Here is a 15838-nt window from a genome sequence, read left to right on the forward strand (position 1 = left end):
TCTGCTGGTGGGGTACCTGCGCCGCACGGCCGCAGCGGCAGGGGTGCCGCTGCGGCCGTGCGGCGGGGCGGTCAGCTGGTGGCGCCGACCTTGACCTTCGTGACCTTCGTGAGCTTCGTGGTGGTGGTGTGGCCGGGGATCGGCGCGCCGTAGGTGCAGCGCACACCCCGCTCGTTGAGCGCTTTCACGATGCCGGGCATGGCCCGCTCGGCCAGGGCCGAGATGGTCAGCGCTGGGTTCACCGTCAGCCCGCAGGGCACCGCCGAACCGTCGGTGACGAAGATGCCGGGGTGGCCGCGCAGCTCGTGCCGGTCGTCCAGGGCCGAGGTCTCCGGGTCGTCGCCGATGCGGCACGACGACAGCGGATGCACCGTGTAGGCCCCGACCAGGTCGTTGGTCCACGGCGCGACCTTGGCGATGCCGTCGCGTTCGACGATGTCCTTGACGTCGGCGTCGGACAGGTTCCAGCCGCGCCAGGTGTTGGCCGTCGGCTTGTACGACAGCGGCCCGTGCCCCAGCATCTGCTGCGAGAACCGGTTGGCGTTGCCCGTCTCCGGCGGGGGCCCGAACACGCCCTCGTTGTCGTCCTCGGACATGGTGAAGATGGTCAGCCAGGACTTCCACTCCCGCAGCAGGTCCTTCTTGCGCGGCCCGAACCAGGTCGGGTCGCCCGGCGCGCCGGTCGCCCCGGGCACCTGGGCCAGGATGGTGCCCAGCCCCGGCGGGAAGTACAGCTGCTCCAGCGAGTAGCGCTCGTACTCGGGCAGGTTGCCGTCGAGCTTGTCCCAGCTGGCCACGACCGGACCCCGGCCGATCTGGTGCGCCTCGTACGGCACCCCGTCGCCGCGGTCCAGGCCCAGCACGTCGCGGACCTTGTCTTCGTCGAACACGACGGTGTTCAGCCGCTCGCCGTTGCCGGAGAAGTAGCGCCCGACGGCGTGCGGCATCTTGCCGAGATACTTCTCCGAGCGCTGCAGGATGGGCGGGGTGGCGCCGGTGCCGGCCGCCACGATCACGATCTTGGCTTCGATCGTGCCCGCCTCGTGCAGGATGCGGTAGTCGGAGTCGTCGACGATGCGGTAGTGCACCCGGTAGCCGCCGTCGTCGGTGCGCTCCAGGTGCTGCACCTCGTGCAGCGGCCGGATCTGCGCCCCGTGCGACTGCGCCGCGGGCAGGTAGTTGAGCAGCAGCGACTTCTTGGCGTCGAACTTGCAGCCGCCCATCATCCAGTTGCAGTTGGTGCACTGGTCGGTGTCGACGGCCGAGGGCACCGGGTTGGCGGTGCGCCCGGCGTGGTTGCAGGCCGCGGCCCAGATGCCGCCGCCGTAGGGCACCGTCTCCCACGGGGTCATGGTCACCGGCAGCGACTCGCTGACGCGGTCGTACCAGGGGTCGAGGGTGTCGCGGTCGATCGCGGCGGGCCACATGCGGCGCCCGATGCTGCCGTGCCGCTCGAAGATGTACCGCGGCGCGCGCGGCATCGTGGCGAAGTAGACCACGCTGCCGCCGCCGACGCAGTTGCCGGACAGGATGCTCATCCCGTCGCCGACCACGAAGTCGAAGATCCGCGTGTACGACGACCCCAGCTTGAAGTCGTGGTCGAAGTCGTCGGCGGCCAGCCACGGGCCGCGCTCCAGCACCACGACCCGCGCACCCCCGGCGGCCAGGTGGTACGCGGCGATGGCGCCGCCGAACCCGCTGCCGATGACGACGACGTCGGTGCTCTCGATGCTGTTCACGCCAGGCTCCCGGTCGAGTTGGTCTGCGGGTGGAGGTCGGACAGCGCACGCCCGTAGGAGTAGCGCGGGAAGCGCCAGAGCCCGTCGGGGTTCGGCTTGGCGTAGCCGATGATCTTCAGCCCGGGATGGCCCTGGGCCAGCGCGTCGTGGGTGCTCATGTGCGCCGCGCTGTCGAACGCCATGTTGCAGAACAGGGCCAGGCCCACCCACAGCGTCTTCTCGGGATGCTCGGGGTGGCACAGCCGCTGGACCAGCCTGGTGCGGTGGTCGTGGTTCAGCGCCACGAACGCGGGCAGCGCCTCGTCGAGGGCGAGGTCGAGCTCGCCCGCGTAGAGCGACGCCTGCAGATTCAGCAGCTGGGCCAAGCCTTCCAGGGAGTGGGCGAGGCCGCCCGCGGGGTCTTCGAGCATCGCCAGGGCGCCGGCTTCGACAGCACCGCCGTCCTCGGCTGCGCCGGCGATCGCGTGGTCGTCGGGCGACCGCTTGGCACCGGGGATGATCGTGTCCGCGAACGCCTCGAGCGTCATGACGCGCGACGCTTCAGGGTCGGGAATTTCGGTGTGCACGGGGGCGCCTCCTGCCTAGGGATGGGCACACGGGATGGTCAGGACAAGGGCAGGCATGCCTCGCACACCGATTACGCTTTCCGTCGAAAGCGCGTCGGAATGCGGGCGCGGCTCATTCACACAGTGCCCCGATCGTTGATTGGGGAACGGTTCACTGCCGCATCATCGTGTGTTCGGCGTTCCTGCAGCCGCATCTCTCTGGTTGCTGAGGAGTGCCGCTATCCATTCCGGGCATCGATCGAAGTGACACGCCATTGCGACACCAATCGCGACACGCCGGAAACCGTTCCCATCGAAAATGGATAGCGCACAGGTAGAACGATGTGCGGTGCGCGCGGCGGCACGCGATTTCTCCGAAGGTGCTCGCCTGGGCCGCCGCCGTTGCGTCCGGCGCGGACAGCCCAATACTGGGAAAGGATCGCCATGTCTGGATCGCCGCCGCCGGCGCGACGGGCGGGCGACCAGCCGCAGGGGAGGCAGGCATGCTCATCGCCCGTATCGCGTCGTCAGTGGTCCAGCGTCAGGTCAAGTACGTCACCCCGGTGCCCGTGGCGGCCGCGCGGGGCGAACTGGCCGAGGTCTACACGCAGGTCGCCGAGGAGATGGGCCTGGTCGTCCCGCCGGTGCAGCTGCACTCGGTGTCGCCCCGGCTGGCGGCGGCGTACTGGGCGCTCATGCGCGAGCCGATGCTGCCCACCGACACCGTGGACCGCGCGGCCAAGGAGGCGGTGGCGACCGTGGTCTCGGTGGCCAACATCTGCCCCTACTGCGTGGACATGCACAGCGTCGGCATGTACGACCTGGCCACCGAGCACGACGCCGAGGCGCTGGTCGCCGACCGGGTGGACGAGCTGGACGACGCCCGGGTGCGCGCGGTCGCGGCCTGGGCGCGCACCGCGGCCCAACCCGACGACCCGGCCGCCGTGCCCGCGCCGTTCGCCGAGGCCGACCGGCCGGAACTGGTCGGGGTGCTGGTCAGCCTGCACTACCTGACCCGCATGGTGAACGTGTTCCTGTCCAGCTTCCTGCTGCCGCCGGGCCTCGGCCCGGCCGCCCGGCGCCGGTTCAAGCGCGGGGTGAGCCGGGTGCTGCGCCCGACCCTGCGCGACCCGCGCGCCCCGGGCCGGTCGCTGCCGCTGCTGCCGCCCGCACCGCTGCCACCCGACGCGGCCTGGGCGAAGGACAATCCGGTGATCGCCGCCGCGGTCGCCCGCGCCTACGCCGCGTTCGAGGACGCCGGGCAGCGGGTGCTCTCCGCGGAGGTGCGCGAGCTGGTCAACCGGCGGCTGGACAGCTGGCGCGGCGAGGAGACCGGGCTCAGCCGCCAGTGGTGCGAACGGCTGATCGCCGGGCTCGGCCCGGCCGACCAGGCCGCGGCGCGGCTGGCGCTGCTGACGGCGCTGGCGTCGTACCAGGTGGACGCCGATGTGGTGGATGAGTTCCGGGCCTGGCATCCGGGGGAGGCGGCGCTGGTCGAGGTGGCTGCCTGGGCCAGTTGCGCGGCGGCCCGCCGAGTGGGCGGCTGGCATCTGCCGACCGGCGCGCAGCTTCCGTCAAGTGGCCATATTGCTTGGTAGACGGCCTGAGAGAGCATTTTGGAAGATGTGCGAGGTGAGGTTTGCCTATCACGCTGTACCGGTCGCCGCACGGATTGCGTAGCGATCGCCGCCGGGTCGTCGACGACTGTCGGTGGTGGATTCTGTCGACAGGGGAGGGGACGTGACGACCTTCGAGGCGTCGACCGGGCGCAGCCCGGCCACGACCGGCTGGCTCAACGCGGCCGGCCACCGCACCGCACTGAACGTGTTCATGTTCGTCGTGCTGGCCCACTGGGCCGAGCATCTGACCCAGGCGTACCAGATCTGGGTGCTGGACCGGCCGAGGCCGCAGGCCCGGGGCGTGCTCGGCCAGTTCTTCCCGTGGCTGGTCTCGTCGGAGTGGCTGCACTACGGGTACGCCCTGGTGATGGTCATCGGGCTGTTCCTGCTGCGCAAGGGCTTCACCGGCCGCTCGTACATCTGGTGGATGATCGCGTTCGGCATCCAGTTCTGGCACCACATCGAGCACCTGCTCCTGTTCATCCAGGCGCAGTCGCACACGATGTTCTTCGGCAAGGCCGTGCCGACGAGCATCGCGCAGCTGGTCTTCCCTCGGGTGGAGCTGCACCTGTTCTACAACACGATCGTGTTCCTGCCGATGGTTGTCGCGATGTACCTGCACCTGCGGCCGAACCAGGTGGAGTTCCGCGCGGCCGCGTGCACCTGCGCGGCCCGGCCGGTGGCCGCCGCGGCGTGATGGCGGCCTTGAGCGACGTGCGCGACCCGGGTGAGACGATGCCCGGGTCGCGCCGCTTGTGGACCCGAATCGGCACGGTCCTGATGGCCGCCGTGATCGTGGGGACGGCGGTGCTGTCGCTGTTCGTCGACACCGAACCACCCGGTCTGAGCCGGATCCGCCCCGCCGACGGCGCGGTGGTCGGCACCGCGCCGACCGAGGTGGAGCTGACCTTCGCGGGTGACTTCGAGCCGCGCGAGGCGCACGTGACCGTCGCCGACGCGTCCGGTCGGACCGTGGGCGACCGGGTGCGGGTCGACGGGGACGTCGTCGGGGTGCCGGTCACCATCACGGCCGACGGCGCCTACCTGGTCGCGTACCACATCGTGCTGGCCGACGGCCAGATCCTGGCCGGTCAGGGTGGTTTCCGGTACACCCGGGGCGCCGCCGACAGCGCCCCCGCCGACGCCCCCCAGCCCGAGGCGTCCGCGCACTCCCACGGCAGTGACGACCCCCTGAACATCGCCCTGACCTTCCTGGCCGCCGCGCTGGTGGCGTTCATGGTCATGCTCATGGTGCAGCGGCCCCGACCCCGGGCGTGACACCCCGCGCGAACTGCGCACATCCGGATAAGCGCACATCTGGAGACGCTGTGGCGGCGGGCCGCGTACCACGATGAGGGACAGCCCGCCGACCTGGCGGAGCGTGACTCCTCAGGTACGGAGGAACCATGGCAACGACCCTCGGCTCACTGCGCAACCTGATGATGACGCCGTCACTGGCCGACGTGAGCTTCGCCAAGCGCGGGTTCCCGATCGTGCCGACCGCCGCGACCCGGCGACTGGAAGCGATCCCGCAGTCGGTGATCTGCGGGTTCGAATGGGGCATCGACTCCCGCGGTCTGTGGGAGGTCGAGCGGCGGCTGGAGCTGGTCGAACCGGAGATGCGCGGCTTCGCCTACGAGGGCGCCACGATGGCGTTCACGGTGCGCGACGCGATGGCGGGCGGCCGCGGCACCCGCACCCGTGACCTGCTGATGGGCCCCGGCCAGCCGCACATCTTCCTCACCTACATCGGCATCGGCTTCGCGATGGCGCGACTGCCGCGGCCGCTGTGGAAGAACGTCATCCCCGACCTCACCGGCACGCCCTACCACCCGACCATGAGCTGGCTGGCCGTGGACGGGCTCGGTTTCGACCGGGCGTACTTCGACACCAAGGACTGGGTCGACAACCGGCGCCGCCCCAAGCCCTATCCGTTCGCCGGACACCCGGAGTACTTCGCGCGCGCCTGGGACCAGGGTGTGGGCCGGGCACTCTGGTTCATCCACGGCGGCGTGGTCCGCAACGTCGCGGCCGGGGTGGGCCGGTTCGAGGCCGATCGCCACGCCGACCTGTGGAGCGGGGTGGGCCTGGCGGCCACCTTCGCCGGTGGATCCACTCCGGACGGTCTCACCGAGCTGCGTGAGCTGGCCGGTGCGTACGCGGCGGACCTGGCCCAGGGCAGCGTCTTCGCCGCCAAGGCCCGCTCGTACTCGGGGTTCGCGCCGCTGCACAGCGAGCAGGCGGTGTCCGCGCTGGCCGGGATCAGTCTGGCCGAGGCGGCCGAGTTCGCCGACGAGGTGGCCGTGGGCGGCCTGCAGCCCGCGCACGGGGAGCCCGACTACGAGGTGTGGCGCGCCCGCGTGCGCGCCCGATTCGTGGCCGCCAAAGCCGTGCGGACGCACTGACGTTACAGGTGTGGCGAACGATTCCCGCTCCTTTCGGGTGAGCGGGAATCGTCGTTCGCCATGCGTTCCGGGCCGCTGTCCGGAACCTATTTCCGGGGTCGGCAAACGTGAAGAAGAATTGTCACCCGGCCCCTGTCAGGATCGCATGGACAACGTCGAATTCGACGACCACATTGGGGGCTCTGCCATGAGCGTCTACCGTGCGCTGCGGCGCCGTATCCTCACTCCCGACATGAAGGCCACCCGGCTCGACGTACGCGGATTCCACGTCAAGGACGAGGCGTCGCGCGACATGCTCGAGACCGTCGGCCGCAGCTTCCTCACCGGCTACGCGTACGCCGCCGAGGCACGCCGCCCGCTCGACGCCGAGCAGCCGCTGGAGGAGTTGCCGACCAGGTACAAGGGCTTCGCCTACGAGGGCGCCGGAATGGGCTTCGCGATCCGCGACGGCCTGCCCATCGGCGGCGGCAAGCTGGTCGAGGACTTCCTCGACGGCCGCGCCGACGACCACGTCTACATGATCTACGTCGGGGTCGGCTGGGCCATGGCCCGGCTGCCGCGATTCCGCTGGAAGACCCTGTACGCGGCCGACCCGCTGCTCAAGTGGCTGATCCTGGACGGCTACGGCTTCCACCAGGCGTACTTCCAGACCGAGAAGTACGTCTACGACCAGTACGTGGAGGAGAACTTCCCCTGGCCCGGCGGCGAGCACAACTGGTACGCCAACCGCGTCATCGACCAGGGCATCGGCCGCGCCTGCTGGTTCGTCGGCGGCACCGAGGCCGAGGTGGCCGCCGGGCTGATCGACCGGTTCCCGGTCGAGCGCCGCGCCGACATGTACGCCGGCATGGGCTTGGCCGCCACCTACGCCGGGGGTGCCGACCCGAAGGAGCTGGAAGAGCTGTGGCAGCACGCCGCCGACTACCGGCGTGAGCTGGCCCAGGGTGCCGCCTTCGCCGCGGGTGCGCGCGAGCGCGCCGGGCTGACCGTGCCGCACAACGAGGTCGCCACGAAGATCTTCTGCGACATGTCGCCGCAGGAAGCGCAGCTGGTCACCATCGAGGCCCTGATCGACCTGCCGATGGACGGCGACATTCCCATCTACGAGGTGTGGCGCCGGCGCATCGCCGACCGGTTCGTGGCCAACGGCCACTGCTGAGTTCCTTCCTACCTGGTGGTCCCGGGTGGCGTTCGCGCACACCCGCCGGATGAAAGGTTGTTTCCGCATGTCCAGAATCGCGATAGTGGGGATGGCGTGCCGCTACCCGGACGCCACCTCACCGCGGGAGCTGTGGGAGAACGCGGTCGCCGGGCGACGCGCGTTCCGCCAGCTCCCCGAGGTCCGCATGAACCTGGCCGACTACTGGGACGCCGATCCCAAGGCCCCGGACAAGTTCTACGCCCGCAACGCCTCCGTCATCGAGGGCTACGAGTTCGACCGCATCGCCTACAAGGTGGCCGGCAGCACGTACCGGTCCACCGACCTGACCCACTGGTTGGCGCTGGACGTGGCCGCGATGGCGCTGGCCGACGCGGGCTTCCCGATGGCCGAGGGCCTGCCGCGCGAGCGTACCGGCGTCATCGTCGGCAACAGCCTCACCGGTGAGTTCTCCCGCGCCAACCAACTGCGGCTGCGCTGGCCGTTCGTACGCCGCATGGTCGCCGCCGCGCTCAAGGAGCAGGACTGGGACGACGACCAGCTCGCGACCTTCCTCAGCGACTTCGAGGCGACGTTCAAGGCGCCGTTCCCGGAGATCGACGAGGACACCCTCGCGGGCGGCCTGTCGAACACCATCGCCGGGCGCATCTGCAACCACTTCGACCTCAAGGGCGGCGGCTACACCGTCGACGGCGCCTGCTCGTCGTCGCTGCTGTCGGTGGCGACCGCGTGCAAGGGCCTGGTCGACGGCGAGCTGGACGTGGTGGTCGCGGGCGGGGTGGACCTGTCCATCGACCCGTTCGAGATCATCGGCTTCGCCAAGACCGGCGCGCTGGCCACCGGCGAGATGCGGGTGTACGACAAGGGCTCCAACGGCTTCTGGCCCGGCGAGGGCTGCGGCATGGTCGTGCTGATGCGTGAGGACGAGGCGCGCAAGGCCGGGCACCGCATCTACGCCACGGTCGCGGGCTGGGGCATCTCCTCCGACGGCAAGGGCGGCATCACCCGCCCCGAGGTCAGCGGCTACCAGCTGGCGCTGCATCGGGCGTACGAGCGGGCCGGGTTCGGCATCGAGACCGTGGGCCTGTTCGAGGGCCACGGCACCGGCACCGCCGTCGGCGACGCGACCGAGCTCAAGGCGCTGACGCTGGCCCGCCGTGCGGCGGGCGCGAAGGCACCGGCCGCGATCAGCTCGATCAAGGGCATGATCGGCCACACCAAGGCCGCCGCGGGCGTGGCCGGTCTGATCAAGGCCACCATGGCCGTGCACCACCAGGTGCTGCCCCCGGCGATCGGCTGTGTCGACCCGCACGAGCTGCTGACCGACGACGACGCCCAGCTGCGAGTGCTGCGCCGCGCCGAGGCGTGGCCGACCAAGACCCCGGTTCGCGCGGGCATCACCGCGATGGGCTTCGGCGGCATCAACACCCACATCGTGCTGGAGAACGAACGGCCGCGTAAGCGCGTGCCGCTGGACACCCGCACCAAGGCGCTGGCGTCCTCGCTGCAGGACGTCGAGCTGCTGCTGGTCGACGCGGCCTCGTCGAAGGAGCTGGCCGAGCGGCTGACCCGGCTGATCGAGTTCGTGCCGACCATCGCGTACGCCCAGATGGCCGACCTGGCCGCGACCCTGCACCGGGAGCTGCGCGAACTGCCGCTGCGGGCCGCGGTCGTGGTGTCCTCGCCCGAGGACGCGACCCGCCGCCTGAAGGCGCTGTTGGAGAAGGTCGAGGCGGGGGAGACCACCTCGTTCGGGGCCGACGGCCGCACCTTCCTGGGCCACGCCAGCGGCCCCGGCCGTATCGGCTACCTGTTCCCGGGCCAGGGCTCGGGCCGGGGCGTCAGCGGCGGGGCGATGCGGCGCCGGTTCGCCGAGGCCGACGACATGTACACCAAGGCGGCCCTGCCGACCGGTGCCGACGTGGTGGCCACCGAGGTGGCCCAGCCACGCATCGTCACCGGCTCGATGGCCGGGCTGCGGGTGCTGTCCACACTCGGCATCGACGCGACTGTCGCGGTCGGGCACAGCCTCGGCGAGATCGCGGCCCTGCAGTGGGCCGGGGCGATGGACGAGGAGACGCTGCTGCGCGTGGCCGCCGTACGCGGCAGGACCATGAGCCAGCACAGCGCGTCGGGCACCATGGCCGGCGTCGCCGCCTCCCCGGACACCGTGCTGCGCCTGACCAAGGGCCTGCCCGTGGTCATCGGCGGCTACAACGGCCCGCAGCAGACCGTCATCTCGGGTTCGGTCGAGGACGTGGAGGCGGTCTGCGCCCGCGCCCGCGAGGAGGGCGTGGCCGCGACCCGGCTCAACGTGTCGCACGCGTTCCACTCGCCGCTGGTGGCCCCCGCGGCCGCCTCGTTCGGCCAGGCCATCGCCGACGAGCAGTTCTTCGAGGTGGACAAGCGGATCATCTCGACGGTCACCGGCGAGGCGCTGGCGGCCGACACCGACATCCCGGCGCTGCTGCACCGCCAGATCACCGACCCGGTGCTGTTCACCCAGGCGGTCGCCCTGGCCGCCAAGGAGGTCGACCTGTTCGTCGAGGTCGGTCCCGGCCGGGTGCTCAGCGGGCTGGCCGCCGCCACCGACGTGCCCGCCGTGGCGCTGGACACCGACGACGAGTCGCTGGCCGGCGTGCTGCGCGTGGTCGGCGCGGCGTACGTGGTCGGCGCGTCCGAGGTGGACGCGGCCCTGTTCCACGGCCGCCTGATCCGCCCGCTGGCGGTCGGCACCGAGTTCAAGTTCTTCGCCAGCCCGTGCGAGGCCGCGCCGCGGGTCGACATCAAGGGTGTCGTCCGGACCGCGCCCGTCGTCACGCCCGGTGCCGGTGGCGGCGCGGTGGTCCAGGAGGACGGCGAGTCGACGCTGGCCCTGCTGCGGCGGCTGGCCGCCGAGCGGGCCGAGCTGCCGCTGGAGCTGGTGCGGGAGGAGAGCCGCCTGCTCGACGACCTGCACCTGAGCTCCATCACCGTCGGCCAGCTGGTCAACCAGGTGGCGACCAGCCTGGGCGTGCCTCCGGCGCAGACGCCGACCAACTTCGCCACCGCCACGGTGAGCGAGCTGGCCGAGGCGCTGGAGCAGCTCAAGTCGACCTCGCACGGCGGCGACAGCGCCGCCGCGGAGATCGTCCTGGGTGCCGCCGACTGGGCCCGGCCGTGGTCGCTCGACTTCGAGGAGCTGCCGCTGCCCGCGCGTACCGCGACCGAGGACAGTGGCCGCTGGCAGGTGTTCGCGGTCGACGGCAGCCCCATCGCCGAGCCGCTGCGCCGGGCGCTGGAGCGCGCCGGGGTCGGCGCCGGTGTCCTGGTCTGCCTGCCGGAGAACTCCGGCGAGGAGCACCTGGAGCTGGCGCTCAACGGCGCCAAGACCGCCCTGGCCGGTCCGGCCGGGACCCGGTTCGTGCTGGTCCAGCACGGTCGGGGCGCGGCGGGCCTGGCCAAGACGCTGCAGTTGGAGGCACCGCACCTGCGGGTGTCCATCGTGCACGTGCCCGCGATGGCCAAGGCCGTCGACTGGGTGGCGGCCGAGGTCGCCGCGACCGCGAAGTACATCGAGGTGCACTACGACGAGGCCGGGACCCGGCGGGTGCCGACGCTGCGGGTGATGCCGTACGAGCCGGAAACCACGCTGCCCGCGCTGCACGAGGGCGACGTGCTGCTGGTCACCGGCGGCGGCAAGGGCATCACCGCCGAGTGCGCCCTGGCCATGGCCGAGGACAGCGGAGCGAAGCTCGCCCTGCTGGGCCGCTCCGACCCGGCCGACGACGCCGAACTGTCCGCCAACATCGCCCGGATGGCCGAGCGCGGCGTGACCGTGCGCTACGCCCGTGCTGACGTCACCGACGCGGCGCAGGTCAAGGCCGCGGTTGCGGGGCTGGCGGCCGAGCTCGGCCCGATCACCGCGGTGCTGCACGGCGCCGGGCGCAACGAGCCCGCCGGAATCGCGAGCCTGGACACCGCGGCGTTCCGGCGTACCTTCGCCCCGAAGATCGACGGCCTGAACGCGGTGCTCGCCGCGGTCGAGCCGGAGCGGCTGCGGCTGCTGGTGACGCTCGGCAGCATCATCGGCCGGGCGGGCCTGCGCGGCGAGGCGCACTACGCCACCGCCAACGAGTGGCTGGACGACCTGACCCGCCAGGTGGGCCGGGAGTTCCCGAACTGCCGGGCGCTGTGCCTGGAGTGGTCGGTATGGTCGGGCGTCGGCATGGGCGAGCGGCTGTCGGTGGTGGAGTCGCTGTCGCGTGACGGCGTCACCCCGATCACGCCCGACCAGGGCGTGGCGATCCTGCGGCGGCTGTTGGCCGACCCGACCACGCCGGGCACGGTGGTGATCAGCGGCCGTACCGAGGGCATCGACACGGTCCGCTACCACCTGCCGGAGCTGCCGCTGCTGCGCTTCGTGGAGCGGCCGCTGATCCGCTACCACGGCGTGGAGCTGGTGACCGAGGTCGAGCTCAGCGCGGGCACCGACCTGTACCTGGCCGACCACCTGCTCGACGGCAACCTGCTGTTCCCGGCGGTGTTCGGCATGGAGGCGATGGCCCAGGCCGCCGCCGCGGTGACCGGGGTCGTCGGGAAGCGCACCGTCGAGCAGGCGCAGTTCCTGCGCCCGATCGTGGTGCCGCCGCAGGGCGCGACCCGCGTCCGCATCGCGGCCACGGTCACCGGCGCCGACACGGTCGAGGTGGCCATCCACAGCGAGGAGACCGGCTTCGTCGCCGATCACTTCCGCGCCCGGCTGCGGCTGCCCAACGGGGAGCCGATCGAGGGCGCGCCGGAGCAGATCTTCGACGGCCTGCCGGCGGTGCCGCTGGACCCGGCCACGCAGCTGTACGGCCCCACCCTGTTCCAGGGCGGGCGCTTCCAGCGGCTGCGTCGCTACCACCGCGCCGCGGCGCGGCACGTGGACGTCGACGTCGCCTCCGACGCCACCACCAACTGGTTCGCCGGTTTCCTCTCCCCGCAGCTGCTGCTGGGCGACCCCGGTGTGCGTGACGCCCTGATGCACGGCAACCAGGTGTGCGTGCCCGACGCGACCCTGCTGCCGCAGGGCATCGAGCGGATCCACGCCATGGGCGAGGCCATGCTCACCACACCCGGCCTGCGCTACTGCGCCACCGAGCGCAGCCGCGACGGGGACACCTACCTCTACGACATCGCGCTGCGCGACGGCTCGGGCAAGGTCGTGGAGCGGTGGGAGGGCCTGAAGCTGCGGGCCGTACGCAAGAAGGACGGCCGCGGGCCGTGGGAGGCGCCGCTGCTGGGCCCCTACCTGGAGCGTGCCGTCGGGGACGTGCTGGGTGCGCAGGTGGCCGTGGTGGTGGAGCCGGACGGCCCGCAGACCGGCGGCGACCCGCAGGCGGTGCGCCGGGAGCGCACCGCGCTGGCGGCCGGGCGGGCCCTGGGCGGCCCGGTGAAGGTCAAGTACCGCAAGGACGGCAAGCCGGAGGTGCCGGGCGACCGGACCATCTCCAGCTCGCACGCGGCCGGGGTCACCCTGGTCACGGCCGGGTCGGGCGCGCTGGGCTGCGACGTCGAGCTGGTCGCGCAGCGGCCGGACTCGGTGTGGGACGGGCTGCTCGGGCCCAACACCGGGCTGGCCCAGCAGGTCGCCGCGCAGACCGGGGAGGACCGCGCGACGGTGGCGACCCGGGTCTGGTCGGCGGTGGAGTGCCTGCAGAAGACCGGCAGGCCGGTCCGCGGGCCGCTGTCCCTGCTGCCGTCCGAGCGGGACGGCTGGACCGTGTTCGCCTCCGGCGACCTGCGGATCGCGACGTTCGCGACGGGGCTGGCCGGGGTCACCGAGCCGGTGGTGTTCGCGATCGCAACGGATGGAGGCCGCTGAGATGGAACGGTACTTCGAATACCTGCACACGGTCGGTTTCGAGGAGACCAACATCGTGGGCAACGTGTACTACGTCAACTATCTGCGCTGGCAGGGCCGCTGCCGGGAGATGTTCCTCAAGCAGCGCGCTCCGGAGGTCCTGGCGGACCTGCAGGACGACCTGAAGCTGTTCACGCTCAAGGTCGACTGCGAGTTCTTCGCCGAGATCACGGCCTTCGACGAGCTGGCGATCCGGATGAACCTGATCGAGCTGTCGCAGACGCAGGTCCAGTTCGGCTTCGACTACGTACGGCTGGAGCCCGGCGGCGGGGAGACTCTCGTCGCCCGGGGTGGGCAGCGGGTCGCGTGCATGCGCGGCCCCAACACCCGCACCGTCCCGTCCCGGGTTCCCGACGCTCTCGTGCAGGCGCTGGCGCCCTACCAGCTCGCGGGCACGCGAAGTTAGCCATCGGCAGAGGAGGAGAGCACAGTGGACGTCCAGCAAACCCCGCCGCTGCTGGTGGCGGACCCGAAGGCGCTACGCCGGGCCTTCGGCGCGTACGCCACCGGAGTCACGGTGGTCTCGGTCGGCGGGGACACCCCGCACGGCATGACGGCGAACTCGTTCACCACGGTTTCGCTGGACCCGCCGCTCATCCTCATCTGCGTCGGCCACGAGGCGATCATGCACGACGTCCTCGAGACCACCAACCGGTTCGCCGTCTCCGTCCTCGGCTCCGGCCAGGAGGCGGTGGCCAGGTACTTCGCCGACCGGAACCGGCCCCTGGGCAAGGAGCAGTTCGACGCCGTCGACTGGACCACGGGCCGGTTCTCCGGCGCCCCGCTGATCGACGGGGCGCTGGCCCACTTCGAGTGCGAGGTGCGGGCCCGCCACGAGGGTGGCGACCACACCATCTACCTCAGTGAACTGCTGTCGGTCGAGCGCGCCGACGATGACGACGCGCTGCTGTTCCTGCACGGCCGATTCCATCAGATCCACCACGAGCGAAGCGACGTGACGAAATGACGACCATGACGCGCACCCGCACGGCCCCACCGGGGCCACCGCGCAGCGCCGCGCTGCGCTGGCTGGCGGTGATGAACCGCGACCGGCTGGGCATGATGACCGAAGCCGCGGCGCTGTACGGCGACGCGGTGCGGATCCCGGTGGGCCCCAAGTCCCTGTACTTCTTCAACCACCCCGACAGCGTCAAACACGTGCTGGCCGACAACGCGGCCAACTACCACAAGGGCATCGGCCTGGTGCACGCCAAGCGTGCCCTGGGCGACGGCCTGCTCACCAGCGAGGGCGAGCTGTGGCGCAAGCAGCGCCGGGTCATCCAACCCGCGTTCCAGAGCAAGCGGATCGCCGCGCAGGCCGGTGCCATCGCGGAGGAGGCGGAGCTGTTGGTGTCGCGGCTGCGGGCGTACCAGGGCGGTGACGCGGTCGACGTGGTCCGGCAGATGACCGGGCTGACCCTGGGCGTGCTCGGCCGGGCTCTGATCGACACCGATCTGGGCCAGTTCCCGGACATCGGCGACCACTTCGGCGTGGTGCAGGACCAGGCCATGTTCGAGCTGGAGTCGCTGAGCGCGGTGCCGACCTGGGTGCCGCTGCCCCGGCAGCTGCGCTTCCGCAAGTCTCGCGCCGAGCTGCAGGCGATCGTCGACGAACTGGTCGCCGAGCGGGCGGGGCGCACCGACGAGCGCGAGGACGTGCTGTCCCGGCTGATCGTCTCGGCTGGCGCGGAGTCCGACCGCAAGGTCGGCCAGATCCGTCTGCGCGACGAGCTGGTGACGCTGCTGCTGGCCGGGCACGAGACCACGGCCAGCACGCTCAGCTGGACGCTGCACCTCATCGACGAGCACCCCGAGGTGCGCGAGCGGCTGCGCGAGGAGGCGGTGGCGGTGCTCGGCGACCGCCGGCCGGAGTTCGAGGACCTGCACAAGCTGCGATACACCTCGATGGTGGTGGAGGAGGTCATGCGCCTCTACCCGCCGGTGTGGCTGCTGCCGCGCAAGACGCTGGCCCCCGACGAGATCGCGGGCTACCATGTGCCGGCCAATGCCGACGTCGTGGTCAGCCCGTACACGATGCACCGCCACCCGGCGTTCTGGGAGTCCCCGGAGCGGTTCGACCCGGAGCGGTTCGACCCGGACCTGGTCACCGGCCGGCCCCGTTACGCCTACATCCCGTTCGGCGCGGGTCCGCGCTTCTGCGTGGGCAACCACCTGGGCATGATGGAGGCGGTCTTCGTCATCGCCATGCTCTGCCGCGAGCTGCGGATGACCCGGATGCCCGGGTACGACGTGGTGGCCGAGCCGATGCTGTCGCTGCGGATCCGCGGCGGCCTGCCGATGCACGTGCACCAGGCGTAGCGCCCCCTGCCGGGCCCCGGTGCCGCCCCTCCAGGTGGCGCCGGGGCCCGTCGTCGTACCCCCTGGCGCCCGCCCTCGGCCGCGCCCACCGCGCCACGACCAATCCTCAGCCCGCCCTGCTCGGCCCGGAGCCCGCAATCCTCGCTGGTGGCCCTGTGACGGCCA

At 71.6% G+C, this 15838-nt stretch carries 11 protein-coding genes; 9 read left to right on the forward strand and 2 right to left on the reverse strand.

Annotated features, from left to right (window positions below; genetic code table 11):
* Positions 1-71: 71 nt before the first annotated feature.
* A complete protein-coding gene (locus KUA19_RS03980) occupies positions 72-1739 on the reverse strand; it encodes an FAD-dependent oxidoreductase (RefSeq protein ID WP_217394738.1) in 1668 nt (555 codons plus the stop codon).
* Positions 1736-2305, reverse strand: coding sequence for a DUF5987 family protein (locus KUA19_RS03985; RefSeq protein ID WP_372451761.1), 570 nt, complete (start codon positions 2303-2305; stop codon positions 1736-1738). Before KUA19_RS03985 ends, KUA19_RS03980 begins: the two co-directional genes overlap by 4 nt.
* 482 nt (positions 2306-2787) lie before the next feature.
* On the opposite strand from KUA19_RS03985, the gene KUA19_RS03990 reads away from it, so the two are divergent.
* The 9 genes from KUA19_RS03990 to KUA19_RS04030 all read left to right on the forward strand — a co-directional run bounded on the left by KUA19_RS03990 (position 2788) and on the right by KUA19_RS04030 (position 15673).
* On the forward strand, positions 2788-3882 hold the full coding sequence (locus KUA19_RS03990) for a carboxymuconolactone decarboxylase family protein (RefSeq protein ID WP_217394740.1): 1095 nt from the start codon (positions 2788-2790) through the stop codon (positions 3880-3882).
* 142 nt (positions 3883-4024) lie between these two features.
* A complete protein-coding gene (locus tag KUA19_RS03995; protein ID WP_217394741.1) occupies positions 4025-4600 on the forward strand; it encodes a hypothetical protein in 576 nt (191 codons plus the stop codon).
* A 17-nt stretch (positions 4601-4617) separates the two neighbouring features.
* Positions 4618-5181, forward strand: coding sequence for a copper resistance CopC family protein (locus KUA19_RS04000; protein WP_308167366.1), 564 nt, complete (start codon positions 4618-4620; stop codon positions 5179-5181).
* 128 nt (positions 5182-5309) lie between these two features.
* A complete protein-coding gene (locus tag KUA19_RS04005; RefSeq protein ID WP_217394743.1) occupies positions 5310-6308 on the forward strand; it encodes a DUF1702 family protein in 999 nt (332 codons plus the stop codon).
* Between the two features lie 187 nt (positions 6309-6495).
* Entirely contained in the window at positions 6496-7467 is a 972-nt protein-coding gene (locus KUA19_RS04010; RefSeq protein ID WP_217394744.1) for a DUF1702 family protein, read from the forward strand.
* 67 nt (positions 7468-7534) lie between these two features.
* On the forward strand, positions 7535-13315 hold the full coding sequence (locus tag KUA19_RS04015) for a type I polyketide synthase (protein ID WP_217394745.1): 5781 nt from the start codon (positions 7535-7537) through the stop codon (positions 13313-13315).
* A 1-nt stretch (position 13316) separates the two neighbouring features.
* Entirely contained in the window at positions 13317-13760 is a 444-nt protein-coding gene (locus tag KUA19_RS04020; RefSeq protein WP_217394746.1) for an acyl-CoA thioesterase, read from the forward strand.
* Positions 13761-13784: 24 nt separating this feature from the next.
* Positions 13785-14321: a flavin reductase family protein gene (locus KUA19_RS04025; RefSeq protein WP_372451763.1), complete on the forward strand. Its 537-nt coding sequence runs from the start codon at positions 13785-13787 to the stop codon at positions 14319-14321.
* Positions 14318-15673: a cytochrome P450 gene (locus KUA19_RS04030; RefSeq protein ID WP_217394747.1), complete on the forward strand. Its 1356-nt coding sequence runs from the start codon at positions 14318-14320 to the stop codon at positions 15671-15673. Before KUA19_RS04025 ends, KUA19_RS04030 begins: the two co-directional genes overlap by 4 nt.
* The last annotated feature ends 165 nt before the right edge of the window (positions 15674-15838 follow it).

Source organism: Catellatospora tritici, assembly GCF_019083965.1.
GTDB lineage: Bacteria > Actinomycetota > Actinomycetes > Mycobacteriales > Micromonosporaceae > Catellatospora > Catellatospora tritici.

Excerpts from the sequence above, each read along its gene's own strand:
- KUA19_RS03990 (WP_217394740.1), top strand. The coding sequence starts at position 2,788 with ATGCTCATCGCCCGTATCGCGTCGTCAGTGGTCCAGCGTCAGGTCAAG.
- KUA19_RS04005 (WP_217394743.1), top strand. The coding sequence starts at position 5,310 with ATGGCAACGACCCTCGGCTCACTGCGCAACCTGATGATGACGCCGTCA.
- KUA19_RS04010 (WP_217394744.1), top strand. The coding sequence starts at position 6,496 with ATGAGCGTCTACCGTGCGCTGCGGCGCCGTATCCTCACTCCCGACATG.
- KUA19_RS04015 (WP_217394745.1), top strand. The coding sequence starts at position 7,535 with ATGTCCAGAATCGCGATAGTGGGGATGGCGTGCCGCTACCCGGACGCC.
- KUA19_RS04020 (WP_217394746.1), top strand. The coding sequence starts at position 13,317 with ATGGAACGGTACTTCGAATACCTGCACACGGTCGGTTTCGAGGAGACC.
- KUA19_RS04030 (WP_217394747.1), top strand. The coding sequence starts at position 14,318 with ATGACGACCATGACGCGCACCCGCACGGCCCCACCGGGGCCACCGCGC.